Annotated in this window: 17 protein-coding genes and 1 pseudogene; 17 read left to right on the top strand and 1 reads right to left on the bottom strand. The window is 62.4% G+C overall.

Features of this window, described 5'->3' with window-relative positions; genetic code table 11:
* The 5 genes and pseudogenes from IVB22_RS18345 to IVB22_RS41950 form a co-directional block, all read left to right on the top strand.
* Positions 1–484, top strand: a pseudogene (locus IVB22_RS18345) (hypothetical protein); the annotation flags it as partial.
* Positions 485–496: 12 nt separating this feature from the next.
* Positions 497–2,317 carry a type I secretion system permease/ATPase gene (locus IVB22_RS18340; protein ID WP_247518708.1) on the top strand — a complete coding sequence of 607 codons (1,821 nt, stop codon included), beginning with the start codon at positions 497–499 and terminating at the stop codon, positions 2,315–2,317.
* A 21-nt stretch (positions 2,318–2,338) separates the two neighbouring features.
* Positions 2,339–3,706: an HlyD family type I secretion periplasmic adaptor subunit gene (locus IVB22_RS18335; RefSeq protein ID WP_247518707.1), complete on the top strand. Its 1,368-nt coding sequence runs from the start codon at positions 2,339–2,341 to the stop codon at positions 3,704–3,706.
* Positions 3,707–4,271: 565 nt separating this feature from the next.
* Positions 4,272–4,601 (top strand): hypothetical protein, encoded by a 330-nt coding sequence (locus tag IVB22_RS18330; protein ID WP_308200422.1) that lies wholly within the window; start codon positions 4,272–4,274, stop codon positions 4,599–4,601.
* A gap of 634 nt (positions 4,602–5,235) precedes the next feature.
* Complete coding sequence (locus IVB22_RS41950; protein ID WP_374207555.1) at positions 5,236–5,316, top strand: hypothetical protein; 81 nt, start codon at positions 5,236–5,238, stop codon at positions 5,314–5,316.
* Between the two features lie 352 nt (positions 5,317–5,668).
* Here IVB22_RS41950 and IVB22_RS18320 read toward each other — a convergent pair whose 3' ends face one another.
* Entirely contained in the window at positions 5,669–6,574 is a 906-nt protein-coding gene (locus IVB22_RS18320; protein ID WP_247518705.1) for a LysR family transcriptional regulator, read from the bottom strand.
* Between the two features lie 149 nt (positions 6,575–6,723).
* On the opposite strand from IVB22_RS18320, the gene IVB22_RS18315 reads away from it, so the two are divergent.
* From IVB22_RS18315 to IVB22_RS18260, 12 genes are all read left to right on the top strand, one after another.
* Entirely contained in the window at positions 6,724–7,713 is a 990-nt protein-coding gene (locus IVB22_RS18315) for an N-carbamoyl-D-amino-acid hydrolase (RefSeq protein WP_256467429.1), read from the top strand.
* Between the two features lie 10 nt (positions 7,714–7,723).
* Entirely contained in the window at positions 7,724–8,548 is an 825-nt protein-coding gene (locus tag IVB22_RS18310; RefSeq protein ID WP_247518704.1) for an ABC transporter substrate-binding protein, read from the top strand.
* Positions 8,545–9,402 (top strand): amino acid ABC transporter permease, encoded by an 858-nt coding sequence (locus IVB22_RS18305; protein ID WP_247518703.1) that lies wholly within the window; start codon positions 8,545–8,547, stop codon positions 9,400–9,402. Before IVB22_RS18310 ends, IVB22_RS18305 begins: the two co-directional genes overlap by 4 nt.
* Complete coding sequence (locus IVB22_RS18300) at positions 9,399–10,163, top strand: amino acid ABC transporter ATP-binding protein (protein ID WP_247518702.1); 765 nt, start codon at positions 9,399–9,401, stop codon at positions 10,161–10,163. Before IVB22_RS18305 ends, IVB22_RS18300 begins: the two co-directional genes overlap by 4 nt.
* Positions 10,164–10,179: 16 nt before the next feature.
* A complete protein-coding gene (locus IVB22_RS18295; RefSeq protein WP_247518701.1) occupies positions 10,180–10,992 on the top strand; it encodes an ABC transporter substrate-binding protein in 813 nt (270 codons plus the stop codon).
* Entirely contained in the window at positions 10,979–11,863 is an 885-nt protein-coding gene (locus tag IVB22_RS18290) for a polysaccharide deacetylase (protein ID WP_247518700.1), read from the top strand. The genes IVB22_RS18295 and IVB22_RS18290 overlap by 14 nt, the downstream gene beginning before the upstream one ends.
* Positions 11,864–11,900: 37 nt before the next feature.
* A complete protein-coding gene (locus tag IVB22_RS18285; protein WP_247518699.1) occupies positions 11,901–13,484 on the top strand; it encodes an ABC transporter substrate-binding protein in 1,584 nt (527 codons plus the stop codon).
* Positions 13,481–14,854, top strand: coding sequence for an amidohydrolase family protein (locus IVB22_RS18280; RefSeq protein ID WP_247518698.1), 1,374 nt, complete (start codon positions 13,481–13,483; stop codon positions 14,852–14,854). Before IVB22_RS18285 ends, IVB22_RS18280 begins: the two co-directional genes overlap by 4 nt.
* 75 nt (positions 14,855–14,929) lie before the next feature.
* Positions 14,930–16,099: an amidohydrolase/deacetylase family metallohydrolase gene (locus IVB22_RS18275; protein ID WP_247518697.1), complete on the top strand. Its 1,170-nt coding sequence runs from the start codon at positions 14,930–14,932 to the stop codon at positions 16,097–16,099.
* A gap of 205 nt (positions 16,100–16,304) precedes the next feature.
* Positions 16,305–17,909 carry an ABC transporter substrate-binding protein gene (locus IVB22_RS18270; protein WP_247518696.1) on the top strand — a complete coding sequence of 535 codons (1,605 nt, stop codon included), beginning with the start codon at positions 16,305–16,307 and terminating at the stop codon, positions 17,907–17,909.
* A 17-nt stretch (positions 17,910–17,926) separates the two neighbouring features.
* Positions 17,927–18,868 carry an ABC transporter permease gene (locus IVB22_RS18265; protein WP_247518695.1) on the top strand — a complete coding sequence of 314 codons (942 nt, stop codon included), beginning with the start codon at positions 17,927–17,929 and terminating at the stop codon, positions 18,866–18,868.
* Positions 18,865–19,788 (top strand): ABC transporter permease, encoded by a 924-nt coding sequence (locus IVB22_RS18260; RefSeq protein ID WP_247518694.1) that lies wholly within the window; start codon positions 18,865–18,867, stop codon positions 19,786–19,788. The genes IVB22_RS18265 and IVB22_RS18260 overlap by 4 nt, the downstream gene beginning before the upstream one ends.
* Positions 19,789–19,791: the final 3 nt, after the last annotated feature.

The raw sequence follows: 19,791 nt of genomic DNA, 5'->3' as shown, positions 1-19,791 counted from the left end.
GCCGGTTGAGACGACCGAGCCGGTGCTCACGACAACCGCTGCCGCCGTGAGCGATCCGGCCAGCGACGTGTCAGATCCGGCCGGCACCGGGACCGTGGCCAGCGACGCTGCGGATGCGGCGCCGGTTGAGACGACCGAGCCGGCGCCGACGACAACCGCTGCCGGCGTGAGCGATCCGGCCAGCGATGTGTCAGATCCGGCCGACACCGGGACCGTGGCCAGCGACGCTGCGAATGCAGCGCCGGTCGATGAGCCCTCAGGCGACGTGATCGCCCTGAACGATGAGCCACCGCCACCAGAAAATGCTCTGCATACCGGAACCGAGTACACCGATTACGGTGTTAACCTTAGCAGCGACAGCGCAGTTCCCCCGCAGGATACGGGGTCTTCGGCCGACGCCGCGTCGGCGTCTGACACTGCGCCGCCGCCTCCCGAGATCGTAGATACGAATCAGCCAACAGACCCTGAACTTGCTATCCTATAGCGGGGGGCGAACATGGCGGCCGTCGAGATACTGGACAATCCGCCGCGCAGCTATTCTGCAGATCACCTTCGCGTCGCACCCGGCGGCGAGGCCCGCGACTATGTTGGACCTGTCAACCCGCTGGCCACCTGGCGTTCGGTCGCGCGCACGAACCTGATTGCGGTCGCTGCATTTTCGGTCGTCGTGAATCTGCTGATGCTCACGCTGCCGATCTACCTGTTCCAGATTTCCGATCGCGTTCTGACGAGCCGCAGCCTCGAAACACTGCTGATGCTCTCGGCTCTCGCGCTGGCGTTCATCGGCATCCTCTCGATCATCGACATTCTGCGTCGGCAGGTGCTTGGGCGTTTTGCGACCAAGATGGAGGCGGTGCTCGGTGGTGCAGTGCTGGCGAGCAGTATCAACAACGCCAGGGCCGGCGAGGGCGGGACCATCCAGGCGATTCGTAGCCTTCACCAGGTGCGGGGATTCATCTCGAGCCCCGTCATGCTTATGCTGATGGACGCGCCGCTCTCGCCCCTCTACTTCGGAGTCATATTTCTCATTCACCGAGATCTCGGATGGATCGCTGTCGTGTCGGGCCTGGCACTGGTGCTGATTGCGGTGCTCAACCAGAAAGCGACCTCGGAACGTCTGAGCGAGGCAGGCCTGCATGCTGCTGAGGCCGATGCGGCGGCCGAGTCGCTGGCGCGAAATTCGCAGGTTATCAATGCGATGGGAATGCTGAGCGAGAGCATTCTTCATTGGGGTCGCCGGCAGGCGCCGGCCCTGACGGTGCAGAGCCAGGCCCTTGACCGGAATTTCTGGATCAGCGGTGCGTCGAAGTTCGTCCGGCTCGTGACCCAGATCACGATCCTCGGTGTGGGCGCCTATCTGGCCCTCAACGCCGAGATCACCGGCGGCATGATGATCGCGGCCGCAATCATCGTCGGCCGCGCCCTGCAGCCGCTCGAGGGCCTGATCGAGGGATGGCGCAGCTGTGTTCAGGCGCGATCGGCCTATGCGCGTGTCAAGCAGGCGGTCGAGTCATTCCAGCGCGAGACGCCGAAGCTGCGCCTGCCCAAGCCGCAAGGGCGGCTGACCGTGGATCGGGTCTTGTATTTGCCGCCCGGCTCGAAGGAGCCGGTGCTCAATAGTGTGTCGCTCGAGCTGGCGCCCGGAGAGTCTCTGGCCATTGTCGGACCGTCTGGGTCGGGCAAGTCGACCCTCGCGCGCATTCTGGTGGGCTGTCTAGTGCCGACCGCCGGTAAGGTCAGGCTGGACGGAACGGAGCTGCGCAATTGGGATCGCCGCCAATTTGGCGAATATACTGGCTACCTGCCCCAGGAGGTCGAGCTATTTCCCGGGACGATCAAGCAGAACATCTGTCGCATGCGGGACGACCTGCCCGACGCGAGCATCTATGAGGCAGCGATATTCTCGGGCATCCACGACATGGTCTGTCAGCTGCCGCAAGGATACGAGACCGTGCTCGACCGCGGCGGCGGGCCGCTCTCCGGGGGACAGAAGCAGCGCATCGCGCTCGCCCGGGCTTTCTTCGGTGATCCGTGCCTTGTCGTCCTCGACGAGCCAAACTCGAATCTAGACGCGGCAGGGGAGCTGGCTCTGACCGAGACCCTGCAGCGCGCGAAAAAGCGGGGGGTCACCGCAGTGGTGGTAACCCTGCGCCCGGCGCTGCTGAACAGCGTGGACAAAGTGCTCATCCTGCGGGCCGGACGGGCCGAAGCGTTCGGATCTCCAAGCGACGTGCTGCATCGCCTGGTTCGGTCGCCCGGCGGGGCCGCCGCAGGTAAGCCGGAGCAGCCGCAACGCATCGAATCCTCAGGCCCGTGAGGTGACCACGCGGGAGGACAGATGAAAGCAAAAAAGGACAGTGCCGGTGAGTGGTACCGCGGCGTTCCGCTGAGCGCCAAATGGCCCATCTTTACAGGCCTAGCCATGCTGGTCGTTTGGCTCGGGTGTTTCGGTGTTTGGGCCGGAGTCGCTCCACTGAACAGTGCTGTCGTCACCTCGGGCACGTTCGTGGCTACCGGACAGAACAAGCTGGTCCAGCACCTCGAGGGCGGCATCATCCGCGAGATTGCGGTAAAGGACGGTGATGCCGTTGAGGCGAACCAGGTGCTCGTTCGCATGGACGACACCGCTGCCAACTCCAAGCTGAGGCGGTTGGTCTTAAAGAAGTATCGGCTGCTCGCCATGAAGGCGCGTCTCGAAGCTGAAATGAGCTCGTCAGAGACAATAGAAACTCCCGCGGCATTCAGCGAGAGCGCACGTGATCCGGAAATCAAAGCGGTTCTTGAGCGGCAACGTGCCGAACTGAGGGCACGCCGGACTAGTCTTGTAACCCAGGAAAGCGTACTCATGAAGCAAATCGCCGGGCTGGAGGAAAGCATCCGTGGATATCAGGCTCAAGTGCAGTCCACCCAACAGCGTATTGCCCTTTTCGCCGAAGAGCTGAAGGACAAGAATTCGCTTCTTCGCCAGCAGTTGGTCCGCAAGTCGGATGTGCTGGCGCTGCAACGCTCCGAGGCAGGTCTCGAGGGAGAGCTCGGCGAGTATCTTGGCCGCATCGCCGATTCGAAGGAGAGGATCGCTCAGGCGAACGAAAGAATAGCCCAGCTCCACTCGACGGCGCTCCGGGATGCGATCAAGGAGCTGCGCGAGACCGAAGCGGACCTGGATGACGTGGAGGAGCAGATTCGCGCCGCCCAGGATATCGTCGAGCGCATCGACGTTCGCTCGCCGGTTCGAGGCATCGTGTTGAAGAGGAACTTCCATACACCGGGCGGCGTCGTCTCTCCTGGCGCCGTGCTGCTTGAACTCCTGCCGATAGGCGAAGAGCGCGTCATCGAGGCACATGTGAGTCCTAAGGATATTTCGCACGTGAGCGTAGGTCAGGAGGCGCTGGTGCGGCTGTCGGCGCTCAACCAACGCATCACGCCCATGGTCGGCGCGAGCGTCATCTACGTGTCAGCAGACGTGTTGGCGGAGCAAGTACAGATCAAGGCGGAAACACGCCGCCCTCCAAGTGACACCCGTCGGGAATTCTATGTGGTTCGGGTGCGCCTAGATAAAGACGATATTCTCAAGCACATGCCTGAATTCGTTCCGACACCCGGCATGCCGGCCGACATTTACATCAAGACAGGAGAGCGTACCTTTTTCGAGTACATCATGAAGCCGGCCTTCGATAGCTTCTCCCGCGCTTTCCGCGAAACCTGAACGAAACGAGCAATCTGCTCGTCAATCCCGAGCACCGCGAGTATCCGTGATTAACGGAGTTCGAGCGTTTGGTGCGATGCGCAACTTGAGTATCCACTGCTTTTGCTTGCGGATCGACAGAAAATGAATCCGCCTCCGTCGACTAGGGGCGCAACGCAGATCTCCGGTCAGGCCGCGGACGGGCGCTGCACGACTTGTACGAGTCGCGCTGACAAAGGTCCAACTCTGAGACGAGACGGAAGTAGCGACCGCACTAATGTCAGCTCGCGGGCCCCAACCCGACCAACTTCGTCGCTTGCGGCTGGTCTGGTATTGAAGGCAATCCGGACTTCGCATGCGCGATCCTTGACCCGCCGCTTGTGGACCAATGTCTGACATAAAGATCGCGCGAAAGGAAGCCTGATGGCGACGGCGTGCGGCTCGACAATCATGCCGGGGCTGCTTGGCGATGAAAGGCAGCCATCAAATGCTGTACGAAAATTTGCGCAACAGTGCATCCAAATTGTCGGCTTCCGACTAGAAGGAGCATCGCAGACGTTTCAGTAATGCATCGAAGGAGAGCAACATGGCGATGCCTAAGCCAAATTGGTTGCCGACGTTAGTGCCTTACGGCGCTGATCAGACCGTCTACCTTGTGTTCGATCGTTTCGGAGCGTCACGCAGTGATTGCCCTGAAAAACAGATCGAGCGGGACGACCTCGAAACTACCATCTCCGATCTCCTAACCGGCCAATTCAACGCCCCGGTTCGAGTCATGGCCTTCAACACACTTGAGCACTGGATCGAGGATGTTTCCAACCAAGTCGCCGAAGATATTCAAGCCCGCTGCGATATCGATGGCGTACCAGTACCCGAACACGTCAGGGACTTTGTTGCAAGCCACACCGGCTTCTGACAAGCGGGGTCCTGATGTGAGGCCGGACTCAGATTGCGAGACATAGCGACGACGTTCAGTTTCCCGTTCCGCCCTAGTAAAGGCGCGTGCCATGAATACCTCCGGATGAGGACACCGCGCTCTCAATCGCATTAAACGGCGCCAGACCATGCGGCTTGTGGAGTGGAGCCCCGCTGATCGAGGAACGCTGCGCCGCGCCGCCCCAAAAGGCGGTCTGCGCTGACGGCGAATGTTAGTACTTTGTTCCGTGCAAATCTTTCCTGTTTGATCTTGCGCGTCTTGATCCAGCGCTTGCTCTTGTGGTCGTCGCATCTTTATTGATCCAACGCCTCGCGAAGGAAAACCACCAGTTGCTCGCGAGAGGGCAGTGGCGCGCAGCCCAGCGCAGAAATCGGTCCCATCCGTATGCGCTACCCGGTCTCCCTAGATGTGGTCTTTCAGGAGGTTGTCCATCTGGTCTGAACCGAGGAGGCTGAGGTTGCGAAGCTTCAGTGTTCCAGGGAGAGACCAGATGAACGTCCACAAGAATGCGCCTTTGACGCCTAAAGGTCGAGAGGCGATGTGGAAGGTGGGCTGAGCCAGGCCGACGCGGCCTACCAGTTCAACACGGACGCCGAAGACCGTCGCCAAATGGGTGAAGCGGTTCCGCGCAGAAGGTGTGGAGGGAATGCACGATCGACCTATATTGGCAGTCGCCATGTGGCCGATCGGGTGAAGGACGTCCATGTTCAAGGGATTCGAGTGGGATATCGGCTGGCTCTGGATCATCCCGGTACGGTGCAGGCATTTGTGTCGGTGACGTTCATTCCGACGGACTTCAAGATGAACGCCGCTGCCCCGGCATCAAAATAGGCATGGCACGATGGGCGGCCCACCGTGCCGTGGATAAGATTCGCGATCGCTTCGGATGGGATGCTATTGGATACGGCTCGGTGGTGCTGGGCATCTCTCGTTCCGTTCCCGACGGGTTTCGCGAACTCGCCGAAAAGGACCTGTGACCGTCACACATCGTGCGTCGGACATTCGGCCTGCTTACCGTAGGTCGAGCGCGCCCTGTTGCACATTGTTCAACGCTCAAGAGACATCTCGGTCCAGGGAGCGGCCGCCCGGCGGACTTCATTCAGGAACGCCTTGGCCAAGCGCGATAGAGGCTCCGCCTCAGACCACAGCATATAGGCAATAGCCACCGTCTTGGGCGTGAAAGGCCTAACGATCAGATCCTGGCTGCCGTTCTGGCGCGGCGAAAATGGATCGACGACTGCCGCGCCCACGCCGGCGGCTGCGAGCACGCAGGCCGTGTTGCAGTATCGCACTTCGACGGTTGGCTGAAACGGCGAGCCGGCCTGCGCAAAGCTCTCGCGCACGGCTTCGCCCAACCGCGTGCCGCGCTCCAGCCCGATGAAGGGTAAGCCGACAAGGTCGGAAGCGGAGATGACCGGCCGTTCGGCCAGCGGATGGTTCGGCGGCAAGACGCAGACCATTTCGCCGGTGTGAACCACCTCATGCGCAATGCCAGGATGGTGCGACAGCCCGAGCGCGAACCCGAGCTCTGCAACCCTGCTCGACACGCCGTCGATGATTCCCTCGTAGCGCCTCACATCGAAGAAGACGCGTGTCTGCTGACGGCGGCGCAGGAAGTCCGATAAAGCGCACGGAATAATGCTGTAGGCCAGCGGCGGCGTTGCCACGATCGATAGAAGCCCTGTGCGGCACTCCCTCAAGTCGCGCACGCGATTTTCGAGTTTGGCGTGGAGCGCAAAGATCGCTTCACTTTCCTTGTAAAGCGCCATCGCCTCTGATGTCGGGAACAGCCGGTTGTTGACACGCTCGAACAATGCGAAGCCGGCCTGCGACTCCATCGCCTTCAGCGCGTTGCTGATCGCAGGTTGCGACAGCGCCAGTTCGTCCGCCGCCGCGACGGTGGTGCGATGGCGGATAACCGCACGCAGGATCTCCAATTGGCGCAGGTTCATATAACTACCGGTTATTGTCTCACCGAAAATATCATAGCACGAGTGATTGCGTTTAGGGCTGCGCTTCCGCGTAATCACCTCTGCATCGGAGCGCTATCGGAGCGGGATCATCCGCCTCTTGAGTGAGCACTCCGCTCAGATTGGAGGCAATGTTGGTTCGAGTTCTCCGCGCCGCCGCCGCTCAGATGGGGCCGACGCAAAAAGCTGATGCGCGAGAGCATACACTTGGCCGGATGTTGGCGTTGCTGGAGGAGGCGGCTGCGTGCGGCGCAACACTGGTCGTTTTTCCTGAACTTGCATTCACCACCTTCTTCCCGCGCTGGCTCATCGAGGGCGACGCACTCGATCATTACTTCGAGCGCGGGATGCCGAATCCGGCCGTGCAGCCCTTCTTTGATCGCGCCCGGACGCTCGGTGTCGGCTTCTACGTCGGTTACGCCGAACTGACGTCGGACGGTCAGCGCTTCAACTGTTCGATCCTGGTCGACTGCGACGGTGAAATCCTCGGGCGCTATCGCAAGGTGCATTTGCCGGGCTCGGTCGAGCCGCGTGCCGGCGCAGCCTATCAGCAACTCGAAAAGCGCTATTTCGAATATGGCGATCTGGGATTTCCTGCCTTCAGGGCGGGGCCGGACTGGCACCACGCGATCATGGGCATGATGATCTGCAATGATCGCCGCTGGCCGGAAGGCTGGCGCGTGCTGGGCCTGCAGGGCGTCGAACTGGTTTGCGTCGGCTACAATTCCGCGGCCTACGATCCAAACGGCGGTGTCTCCGAAGACGCGGCGCTGCGTACCTTCCATTCCAAGCTGGTAACCCAGGCCAATGCCTACATGAACGCCACTTGGGCGATCGCGGTCGCCAAGGCGGGAAACGAGGACGGCTCCGGACTGATCGGTGGCTCCTGCATCGTGGATCCCAATGGCCGGATTGTCGCTGAAGCGGAAACGCTCGCGGACGAAATCATCGTTGCCGACCTCGACCTCGATCTCTGCCGCCAGGGCAAGGACAAGATGTTCAATTTCGCCGCGCACCGGCGGCCGGAGCAGTACTCAGCGATCACGGCGCGTGCCGGCGTCATCGAGCCGGCCGCTCTCGATGCGGCTAGACATCAAGCGGCCAGTCGCGGTGTGGGCTGAAGGAGCTAATATGACACGTATCTCGTTCTTCCTTGGGTTTGCCGCGCTCCTAGCCGTTACAACGGCAGAGGCCGCCGAACTACCCGATGCGATCAAGCAGGCGGGTACATTGCGGCTGACGGTCAACTCGACCTACGCCCCGATGGAGTATCGCGATCCGACGACCAACCAGCTCGTCGGGCTCGATATCGATCTCGCCAACGAAATCGCGAAACGGCTGGGCGTGAAGATCATCTGGAGCGAAACGCCGTTCGCCGAGCTCATCCCCTCATTGCAGACCAAGCGCGCCGATTTCATCATCAGCGGCATTTCGGACCGCAGCTCGCGGCGTGAGACCGCGGATTTCATTGACTATCTGGCGACAGGCCCGCAGTTCTTCGTCCTGACGGAAAATGCGGCGAAGTCTCCCATCGATCTCTGCGGCAAGAAGGTTGGAACCACACGCAGCACCAGCTTCCCGGTCGAGATCGAGAAATGGAGCAAGCAGAACTGCGAGGCGAACGGCAAGCCTGCCCTGCAATATGTCCCTGGCGAAAACAGCATCGACGTCCGCAACCAGCTCAAGCAGGGTCGCATCGACGCTGCGGTGCAGGGCACCGAGACGCTGCCCTACGCCCAGCAGCAGGAGGCGGGGAAATACCGCGTCATCGGAGAGCCGTTCGCCACCGGCTATCAGGGCATCATGTTCCGGAAAGACGACGAGGCGCTGCGCGAAGTGGTGACGGAACATCTCGCAGCCATGATCGCAGACGGCTCCTACAAGGCCATTCTCGACAAATACGGATTGGGCGCGAACGCGGTGGCCCAGCCGATGATGAATGCGTCCCCGCAATGAGAGTGGCGCCCACACTTGCGGAGGGTTTTCCCGATCTTTCGGGGATGACGGTCGCACGTCAGGTTCATTGGCAGCGATGGCTCGCCGCGGTGGCGATTCTCGTCGTACTGGCTGCGATCGGTCGCGCTTTCGTCAACGGTCAGATCGAATGGACCTATGTCAGCCGCTTCCTGACCGCGAAGGTGATCCTCGAGGGTATCACCAACACCATGGTGATGGCGGTGCTCGCGATGGCTCTCGGCATCGTGTTGGGCGTCGTCGTCGCAATCATGAGGCTCGCGTCCAATCCAGTTCTGGCGTCCGTCGCCGCCGGCTATACTTGGTTGTTCCGCGGTACGCCGCTGATCCTTCAACTCTTGCTGTGGTTCAACCTCGCGCTGGTGTTTCCGACGATCGGCATTCCAGGCCTGTGGTCGGCCCGGGCGGTCGATGTCATGACGCCGTTTCTATCCGCGCTGCTCGGCCTCGGCATCAATCAGGGAGCCTACACCTCCGAGGTGATGCGGGCGGGCATGCTGTCGGTCGACGTCGGACAATATGAGGCCGCGCAGGCGATCGGCATGGGGCGGTTGCGCGCGCTGCGCCGGATCATCCTGCCGCAGGCGATGCGGGTGGTGATCCCTCCGCTCGGCAACGAATTTATCGGCATGGTGAAGGCCACGTCGCTTGCAAGCGTCATTCAGTATCCGGAGTTGCTGCACAACGCCGAGAATATTTATTACGCGAACTCACGCGTGATCGAACTCCTGATCGTCGCCGGCTCCTGGTATCTGCTTGTCGTGTCGATCCTGACTCCCTTGCAGATGCTTCTCGAACGCCGCTTCGCGCGTGGAGCATTGCAGATTACCCGATGACCCAGCCCCTCGTCGCCATCCGTTCGGTCAGCAAGAACTTTGGGGAGTTTCAAGCCCTCAATCGCGTCTCGCTCGACGTCTGGCCAGGCGAGGTACTCTGCCTGATCGGTGCGTCGGGATCGGGCAAGACGACGCTCCTGCGTTGCATCAATCAGCTTACGCCGCTTGATAGCGGCGGTATCTGGCTGGATGGCGAGTTGCTGGGTGTACGCGAAGAGGGCGGGCGATTGCATCGTCTCACCGAGCGGCAGATCGCGCGCCAGCGCCTGAAGACCGGCATGGTGTTTCAGCGCTTCAATTTGTTTCCACACAGGACCGCGCTTGAGAATATCACCGAAGGTCCGGTGCAGGTGCAGGGTCGCAAGCAGGACGACGCGCGGGCGGAGGCGATGGAGCTTCTCGGGCGCGTTGGGCTTGTGGCGAAAGCCGATGCCTATCCCTCTCAGCTTTCCGGCGGGCAGCAGCAGCGGGTAGCGATTGCCCGCGCGCTCGCCATGAAGCCGATGCTGATGCTGTTCGACGAGCCGACGAGTGCCCTCGATCCCGAACTGGTCGGCGAGGTGCTCACCGTCATGAAGGAGCTGGCCCGCAGCGGCATGACGATGATGGTGGTGACGCACGAACTCGGCTTCGCGCGCGAGGTGGCGGATACCGTTGTTTATATGGACCATGGCGCAATCGTGGAATCCGGCCCAGCGGCCGAGGTTCTCGGTAAGCCCCGTGAAGTGCGCACCCAGTCGTTTCTTTCCGCGGTGATCTGATGGAGCGAATTTCGTGATGAAACGTTTTCTTGCAGCCGCATTCCTCAGTGCGGCCAATGCTTCGGCCATGGCGATCGAACTGCCTCCGGAAATCGCCAGGCAGGGCAGTATCAAGGTCGCCATCGTACCAAACTATCCGCCGCTGGAATTCCGCGATCCCGCGACCAACACGCTAACCGGTTTCGACGTCGAGCTTGGCGAGGCGCTCGGCAAGAAGCTCGGCATCAAGATCGACTGGCAGCAAACCAGTTTCGACCAGATGATGCCCGCGATCGCTACGGGGAGGGTGGATGCGATCCTGTCCGGCATGACGGATATGGCGAGCCGGCAGGATACCGCGACCTTTGTCGACTACCTTCGCAATGGGCCCCGATTTTTCGTGCAGCATTCGCGCGCCGCCGAGTTCAAGGACACGACGGCATTTTGCGGGAAGAAAGTCGGCGCCAGCCGGCGCACGTCGTTTCCGAAGCTGATTGCCACCTGGAGCGAGGCTAATTGCGGCGGTAACCCGATTCAATTCGTCGGCACGGAAGGATCGGCCGATGCCCGGACCCAGCTCAGGCAGGGACGGATCGACGCGGCTGTCCAGGGCGGCGAGACGCTTCCCTACATGATGGACCTCGAGCCGGGCACCTATGTCCCGGTCGGCGACGTGTTCGCCACCCAGTTCACCGGGCTTGCGTTGGGCGTGAAGGAGAAGGTGCTGCAGCAGGCGGTCGTGGAGGCCCTGGACTCCCTGATCGCGGACGGCACCTACCGTGCTTTGCTGGCGAAATGGAAATTGACCGACTACGGCGTAGAGAAGGCGACCATCAATGCTGGACAGTAAAGCGCTCGCGAGCATTCCGCTCACTCCCGCGAACACCGCGCCGCCGGCCCCGGACTATCCGTGGCCCAAGCCCTATACATCAGCGATGTTCCTCTCCTTTGACGTGGATGCGGAGAGCGCTTGGACCAGCAAGGACGCAGCTCACGCCCAGCGCCTCATCACGATGAGCTATGGCGGCTACGAGGCGCGCGTCGGCACGCCGAAACTCCTGGAGCTGCTCGACCAGCTTGACCTGAAGGCGACGTTCTTCGTCACCGGCTGGTCGGTGGATGCGCATCCGGCGATGGCGGAGGCCATTCTCAAGGCGGGCCATGAGATCGGCCACCACGGCTATCACCATCTGCTGCCGGATCCGGACGATCCCTGGATCGAGGAGGAATTGGAGCGGGGTTTTGAGGCGCTGAAGCGCCGGCTTGGCGTCAAGCCGACCGGCTATCGGGCGCCTTACGGCGAATTCACGGAAGAACTGCGTGTGGCGCTGGTGCGCCACGGTATCGTCTACACCTCGTCCTTTCGCGACGACGTGCGGCCTTACCGCCATCGCCTTGCGGATGGCAGGCCGGGCACGATCGAGCTCCCGGTGACCGCTAGCTACGACGACTGGATGCATGGACTGTCCGCCCGATTTAGCCCGCGGCCGATCTTTCCCAAGGAGCATGTGCTCTCGATCTGGAAGGATGAGCTCGATGAGGTCAGGGATTGGGGCGCGATGGTCACGACCGTGCTGCATCCGCAATGCAGCGGCCGTCCGATGCGGCTTCGGCTGCTGCGGGAATTTCTCACCTATGCCAAATCCTGCCCCGATCTGTGGATCACAACGGGAGAGGCGATCGCGGCGAATTTCAGAAGGCACGAAGCAGCGACCACCTGAGAGTCGTGCGGGCCACATGTCGTTCCAGGAGTCATCGATGCTCGTTTCCCGTCGTTCACTGTTAAAGGCCGCCGCGGCGGCGCCGGCGTTGTCGCTGCCGGGAATCCTGCGGGCGCAGTCGCAGACCACGCTGCGCTTTATTCCGGTGATCGACCTGACCTTTCTCGATCCGATCTATTCGACGGCGCAGGTTTCCCGAAACCACGGGTTCATGGTCTACGACACGCTCTACGGCATGAATTCGGCGCTTGAGGTCTCGCCTCAGATGGTGTCCGGGCATGTTGTGTCCAACGACGAACGCCAGTGGGATTTGACGTTGCGGGATGGCCTGCTATGGCATGACGGCGAGCGCGTGTTGGCGCGCGATTGCGTCGCAAGCATTCGCCGATGGGCTGCCCGCGACGGGTTCGGCGCCGAGCTGATGGCCGCAACGGACGAGCTGTCGGCACCTGATGACCGTACCATTCGCTTTCGGCTGAGCAGGCCTTTCCCGCTGCTGCCTGCGGCGCTCGGCAAGGCCGCGATCCAGGCACCGTTCATGATGCCGGAGCGGCTGGCGACCCAGGATCCGTTCAAGCCGCTGGCCGAGGTCGTGGGCAGCGGTCCCTTCCGCTTCGTGGCGGATGAGCGCGTACAGGGCGCGCGCAACGTGTACGCCCGTTTCGATCGCTATCAACCCCGTCAGGACGGCAAGCCCGACTGGACCGCCGGTCCCAAGATCGTTCATTACGACCGCGTGGTCTGGACCACGATGCCGGATGCGGCAACAGGGGTCGCTGCGCTGCAAACGCGCGAGCAGGATTGGCAGGAAACAACGCCGCACGACCTGCTGCCGGTGCTGAAACGTACCGGCGGCGTCGCCACGCGGATTCTCGATCCGCGCGGTTACACCTGCATGATGCGCGTCAACCATCTCCAGCCGCCGTTCGACAATCCCGCGATCCGCCGCGCGCTGTTGGGCGCGATCGACCAATCCGCCTTCATGACGGCGGTTGCGGGCGATGATCCCGCCCATCAATCCTCGCCGATCGGCTTCTTTGCGCCGGGTACGCCGATGGCGAGCGATGTCGGCCTCAATGTGTTCCGCGGGCCGCGCGACATGGCGAAGGTCAAGGCCGATCTGAAAGCCGCCGGTTACAATGGCGAGAAGGTGGTGCTGCTCGTTCCCACCAACTCGGTTGCACAAAAACCGCTCGGCGACATCGCGGCCGACATGCTGCAGCAGGCCGGCATGAACGTCGAATATGCCGGACTGGATTTCGGCGTGGTGTTGCAGCGGCAGTTGAAAAAGGACCCCGTCGCCCAGGGCGGCTGGAGCGCCGGCGTCGGCAACTGGCAAGGCATCGATTGGCTGAACCCGGCCGGCAATTCGAATCTGCGCGGCGACAGCAAAGTGGCCGGCTGGTACAAGAGCGAGAAGATGGGGGCACTACGAAGTCAGTGGCTCGCCGCCGCCAACCTCGCCGAGCAACAGCGCATCTGCCGCGATATCCAGGCGTTGTCGTTCGAGGAAATTCCTTACTTCCCGATCGGTCAGTACAAGCAACCGACCGCGTACCGCTCGAACATCACGGGCATCCTCGACGGCACAGCCGTGTTCTGGAATGTGAAACCAGCATGAGCACGATTGCGATCTTTGGCAGCTATGTGTTGTCGCGCAAGGATGGTGCGCAGGAGGTGCTGCACGATCACTGGGTATTGCTGGAAGGCAAACGGATCGCCGCCGTCACGCCCGACCGGCCGTCGGCCACCGAGGTCTTCGACAGGCCGGGCCGCTTCGTGCTGCCGGGACTTCTGAACCTGCACAACCACTGCTTCAGCGAAGCCGTCGCCCGGACGCATACGGAGGACGGCAATGGTCGCCGGAACAACCAGAGCATCGTCTATACGGTGCTGCTGCCGCTGACCAAGCGCGGCGCCGACCTTCTGTCGCCGTCGGAGCGGCTCGCCATCGCCCGGCTCGGCATTCTGCAATTGCTGAAAGGCGGCGCCACCACTGTGATGGAGCCGTTCCGCAACACCATTCCGGAGATGTTCGACGCCGCCGAGGAGATGGGCATCCGCTTCTATGGCGCGCCGTATTTGTTTTCGACCTCGGATGCCAAGGCGGGGCCGGACGGCGTGGTGCATTACGCGGGCGATGACGGCCAGGCCGACATGGACACCTGGAACGCGCTATACCATCGCTGGAATGGACGCGGCCACGGCCGGATTGGCCTTGCGATGAGCCCGCACGCGACCGACACCTGCGGTCCGGACCTACTGCGGGCCTGCGCCGCCCGCGCGCGCGAACTCGACGTTCCCATCACCACCCATCTAGCGCAAAGCCAGGCCGAAGTCACGACGATCGGGAGCCGCCACGGCGGTCGCACGCCGGCCGAATATCTCGACTGGCTGGGCCTCCTGGCGCCTGATCTTATGGCCGCGCACTGCATCGCGAGCACCGATAATGATTTGAAGCTGATGGCGGCGAGGGGCGCCACGGTGCTGAACTGCCCGCGCGTGTTTGCGCGTGCAGGCATTACCGCGGCGTTCGGCCGGTTCGCGGGGCACGGCGTCCGGACGGTAGTCGGAACCGACGGCTACAATATGGACCTGCTTGGCGAACTCAACGCCGCGTCGATGATCTCGAAGATTGCATCCGCTCGCGCTGATGTCGCCAATGCACCTGAGCTGATCGAGTCGGTCACTGCCACCGCGGCAGCGGTCATCAAGCGGCCGGACCTCGGGACGATCGCGCCGGGTGCCACCGCCGACCTCACCGTCGTCGACCTGACCCATCCTCATCTGCAGCCTTTGTTCGACCCACGGCGCGGACTGGTCGCGCTTGGAAACCGCGCCAACATCGATCAGGTCATCGTTGATGGGCGTGTGCTGATCGATGCCGGTCGATACAGTCACGGCGACGAGACCGCGATGATGTCGGCCGCGAACGCGGCGATCGGCAAAATCTGGGATTTGCCGGAGGCTCAGGCGGCCTTCAATGGTTGACGGCTTATCCGTGCACGCGTTTTCGTGGATGGGCGAGGCGCTCTCGCTCTGTTTCCTTCATTTCAGGAGATAACGATGCCTTTCGATCTGATCCTGCGCGGCGGCCGGGTGATCGATCCTTCCCAAAAACTCGACGCCGTGACGGATGTCGCCTTTGCAGGCGGCAAGGTGGCGATGGTCGGAAGCGAGCTCAAGGCCGATCCCGGAACCGATGTGCGCGACGTGTCAGGCTACATTGTCACTCCTGGCCTGATCGATCTGCACACCCATGTCTATTGGGGCGGCACCTCGCTCGGCATCGACGCCGAGGAGTTCTGCCGCACCTCCGGCGTCACCACGGCGGTTGACACCGGCAGCGCCGGCCCGGGCAATTTCGCCGGCTTCCGCAAACACGTCATCGAGCCGAGCCAGGTCCGCATTCTGGCCTATCTGCACGTCTCGCACGCCGGCATCTACGGCTTCTCGCATCGGGTCATGGTCGGCGAGAGCGAGGAGATGCGGCTGATGAACCCGATCGACGCCGTCGCGGTGGCGGAGGCCAACCGCGACGTCATCGTCGGCATCAAGGTGCGGGTAGGGCTCCACGCCTCGGGCACCTCGGGGATCGTGCCGCTCGACATCGCACTTGAGGTCGCCGAGCAGGTCGGCATGCCGCTGATGGCGCATATCGACCATCCGCCGCCGAGCTACGAGGAGGTGCTCGCCCGCCTGCGGCCGGGCGACGTCCTCACGCACGCGTTCCGGCCGTTTCCCAATACGCCCGCCACCGCCCAGGGCACGGTGAAGCGGGTGGTGCTGGAAGCGCGCGAACGCGGTGTGTTGTTTGACATCGGCCACGGCAAGGGCTCGTTTGCCTTCAAGACCGCCCGCGCAATGCTTGCCAACGGCTTCTATCCAGACACGATTTCCTCTGATGTCCATGCCCTGTGCATCGACGGGCCGGCCTTTGATCAGGTGACGACCATGTCCAAGTTTCTGTGCATGGGCATGCCGCTTTCCGATGTGGTCGCGGCATCGACGGTCAATGCGGCGATGGCGCTGCGGCGTCCCGAACTCGGCAGCCTCAAGCCAGGCAGCGTTGGGGACGCTACCCTGATTTCGATCGCGCAGGGCCAATTCGACTACGTTGACGTTGTCGGTGAGCATCTGATCGGCGACCGCAAGATTGTGTCTGCGGGCGTCGTCATTGGCGGCGCTTGGTGGCACCCGAAACAATCGCCGAAATTCAAGCAGCTTGCAGGCTAACTTGATGTCACCACCCGAAAACGCATCCTCGTTCGTGGCCGACGATCTCAGCGGCGGCGCGAATAGGGCGCTGGCATACCGCTTGCAAGCATACGGAGGCTAATCGCCATCCGTCTGACAGGCCGTTTCGCCTCATTTGGTGCCGAACCCTCGGCCGAAGAAATGGGCAGAATTGCCGCAACAAATTCGAGATTGGGAGAGCTCTATGGATCGCAGGACTCTTTTGAAGGGAATAGCCGGGGTAGGGAGCCTGGCGGCGACGGGCGGTCTTTCTATGCCGGCGCTTTCCCAAGGCGCTGCCGCGCGCACCTTACGCTTTGTGCCGCAGGCCAACCTCGCGAATTTCGATCCGATCTGGGGGACCCAGTATGTCGTGCGCAACGCGGCCGCGCTGGTGTGGGATACCCTTTATGGTCTTGACGCCACGCTGCAGCCGCAGCGCCAGATGGTCGAGTCCGAGCAAGTGTCCGATGACGGTCTGGTTTGGACCTTTCGGCTCCGGCCGGGGCTGAAGTTTCACGACGGCGAGCCGGTGCTGAGCAAGGATGTGGTGGCGAGCCTGACGCGCTGGTCGGCGCGCGATCCGATGGGCCTGATGCTCAAGGCGGTCCAGAACGAACTGACCGCTGTCGATGACCGGACCTTCAAATGGGCGCTGAAGTCACCCTATCCGAAGATGCTGCTGGCGTTGGGCAAGAACAGCACGCCCTGCGCGTTCATCATGCCGGAGCGCGTCGCCCAGACCGACCCCTTCAAGCAGATCCCCGAATATATCGGTTCAGGGCCGATGAAGTTCGCAAAGAGCGAATGGGTGCCTGGCGCCAAGGCGGTGTTCGAGAAGTTTGCCGATTATGCGCCGCGGCAGGAGAAGGCATCGTGGCTCGCCGGCGGCAAGCAGATGCTGGTTGACCGGATCGAATGGGTGGTGATCCCGGATCCTGCTACGGCTGCGGCCGCGCTGCAGAACGGCGAGGTCGACTGGTGGGAGAGTCCCATCACCGATCTCGTGCCGTCGCTGAAGAAGAACCGCAACATCGACGTCGACATCGCCGATCCCCTCGGCAACATCGGTTCATTCCGGATGAACCACCTGCATCCGCCCTTCAACGATGTGAAGGTGCGACGTGCCGTGCTCGCGGCGATGAGCCAGGAAGACTACATGCGCGCGCTGGTCGGCGATGATACCGCGCTCTGGAAGCCGCTGCCGGGGTTCTTCACGCCGGATACGCCGCTCTACACGGAGGAGGGCGGCGAGATACTGAAAGGCAAGCGCGATCTCGCAATGGCAAAGAAGTTGCTGGCCGAGAGCGGCTATTCGGGCCAGCCGGTCACCTGCGTGGTGGCGCAGGATCAGCCGATCACCAAGGCGCAGGGCGATGTCACCGCCGATCTGTTGAAGCAAATCGGCATGAACGTCGACTTCGTTGCGACCGATTGGGGCACGGTCGGTTCCCGCCGCGCCCAGAAAACACCGCCGGGCCAGGGAGGCTGGGGGATGTTTCACACCTGGCACGCCGGCGCGGACTGCATCAATCCCGCTGCCTACAACGCCATTCGCGGCACTGGCGACAAGGCGTGGTTTGGCTGGCCCACGAGCGAGGCTGTGGAAAGGGAAGTCCTGGCATGGTTCGACGCCAAGAATCTCGACGAGGAGAAGGCTGCCGTGAAGCGCCTCAACAAGGCGGCGATCGAGGACGTCGTCTATGCGCCGACCGGATTCTTCCTGAGCTACACGGCGTGGCGCAAGAACGTCTCCGGTATCGCGAAGGGGCCACTGCCCTTCTTCTGGGGCGTGTCGAAGACCGCATGACGGCGCAGTAAACCCACATGGTCTCGTATATCCTTCGGCGCATTCTCTCGACCTTGCCCGTGATGGGGATCGTCGCGCTGTTCGTCTTCAGTCTGCTCTACATCGCGCCGGGTGATCCGGCGGCGGTGATCGCCGGAGACCAGGCGAGCCCCGCCGACGTTGAGCGCATACGCCAGAGCCTCGGCCTCGACCGGCCGTTTCTGGTCCAGTTCGGAACCTGGCTCTGGCATATCCTGCATGGCGATCTCGGCACCTCGATCTTCACCAACCTGCCCGTCTCCGCGATGATCGCGCAGCGCATCGAGCCGACCTTCTCGCTGATGGCGATTACGCTCGTCCTGACCATCCTTGTCGCGGTGCCGCTTGGCGTGGCGGCGGCGTGGAAGGCGGGAAGCTGGGTCGACCGCACCATCATGGCGTTCGCCGTGTTCGCCTTCTCGCTTCCCGTCTTTGTTGTCGGATACGTCCTGGCTTACGTGTTCGCGCTGCAGTTCGAATGGCTGCCCGTGCAGGGCTACACACCGCTGACCGCTGGCGTCTGGCCATGGCTGAAGAACCTGATTCTGCCGGCACTTGCCCTCGGCTCCGTCTACATCGCGCTGATTGCGCGCATTACCCGCGCCTCCATGCTCGAGGTCCTGCAGCAGGATTACGTCCGCACCGCCCGCGCCAAAGGCCTCGGGCAGCGCAACATCCTGTTCGTTCACGCGCTGAAAAACGCAGCCGTTCCGATCGTGACCGTGATCGGTATCGGCATCGCGCTACTGATCGGCGGCGCGGTGGTGACCGAAAGCGTGTTCGCCATTCCGGGCCTCGGCCGGTTGACGATCGACGCGATCCTGCGCCGCGATTACCCGGTCATCCAGGGCATCGTGCTGCTGTTCAGCTTCCTCTATGTGCTCGTCAACCTGATGGTCGACGTCACCTACACCCTGGTCGATCCGAGGATCCGCTATTGAGCATCTCCACCACAAGCACGGCCCCGTTTCCGCCCGGCCTCGTCATTGCGCCGCAACTGCCCGATCTGCTGGTGCCGGTGGCAATCCGGCGCGGTGTGTTCGGCTTCCTGCGTAGTCATCCGACGGTTGCGATCGGCGGCGCCTTGCTGCTCTGCCTAGTGCTGATCGGGATCTTTGCGCCCTGGCTCGGGACCGTCGATCCTACCGCGCTCGCGCCCGCCAAACGTACACGCTTGCCTTCCGCGGATTATTGGTTCGGCACCGATTTGCTGGGCCGCGACATCTATTCACGCGTGCTCTACGGGGCACGGGTCTCGCTCACCGTGGGCTTGTCGGTGGCCGTGCTGTCTTCGCTCGCTGGTCTCGCCATCGGCCTGGTCTCGGGTTTCGTGCGTTGGGCGGACAGCATCCTGATGCGGTTCATGGACGGGCTGATGTCGATCCCGCCGATCCTGCTTGCCGTCGCACTGATGGCGCTGACGCGCGCGAGCGTCGGCAACGTCATCCTGGCCATCACGATCGCCGAAGTCCCGCGCGTCTCGCGGCTGGTGCGCAGTGTCGTGTTGTCGCTACGCGAGCAGCCCTATGTGGACGCTGCCACAGCCTCCGGCACGCGAACGCCGATGGTCATCCTGCGCCACATCCTGCCCAACACGCTGGCGCCGATGCTGGTCCAGGCAACCTATATCTGCGCCAGCGCCATGATCGTGGAGTCGATCCTCTCCTTTATCGGCGCCGGCACGCCACCCACCATTCCGTCCTGGGGCAACATCATGGCCGAGGGCAGGGCGCTGTGGCAGGTCAAGCCCTACATCGTCTTCTTTCCCGCCGCGTTTCTGTCCGTCACCGTGCTCGCTGTCAATCTGCTTGGCGACGGCCTGCGTGATGCGCTCGATCCGCGAATGGCCAAGAGTCTCTGATCC

Origin of the sequence: Bradyrhizobium sp. 190, assembly GCF_023073415.1 — a bacterium.
Taxonomy (GTDB): Bacteria; Pseudomonadota; Alphaproteobacteria; order Rhizobiales; family Xanthobacteraceae; genus Bradyrhizobium.
Note: the sequence above shows the minus strand (reverse complement) of the source record. Positions and strands in the feature narration are given on the sequence as shown.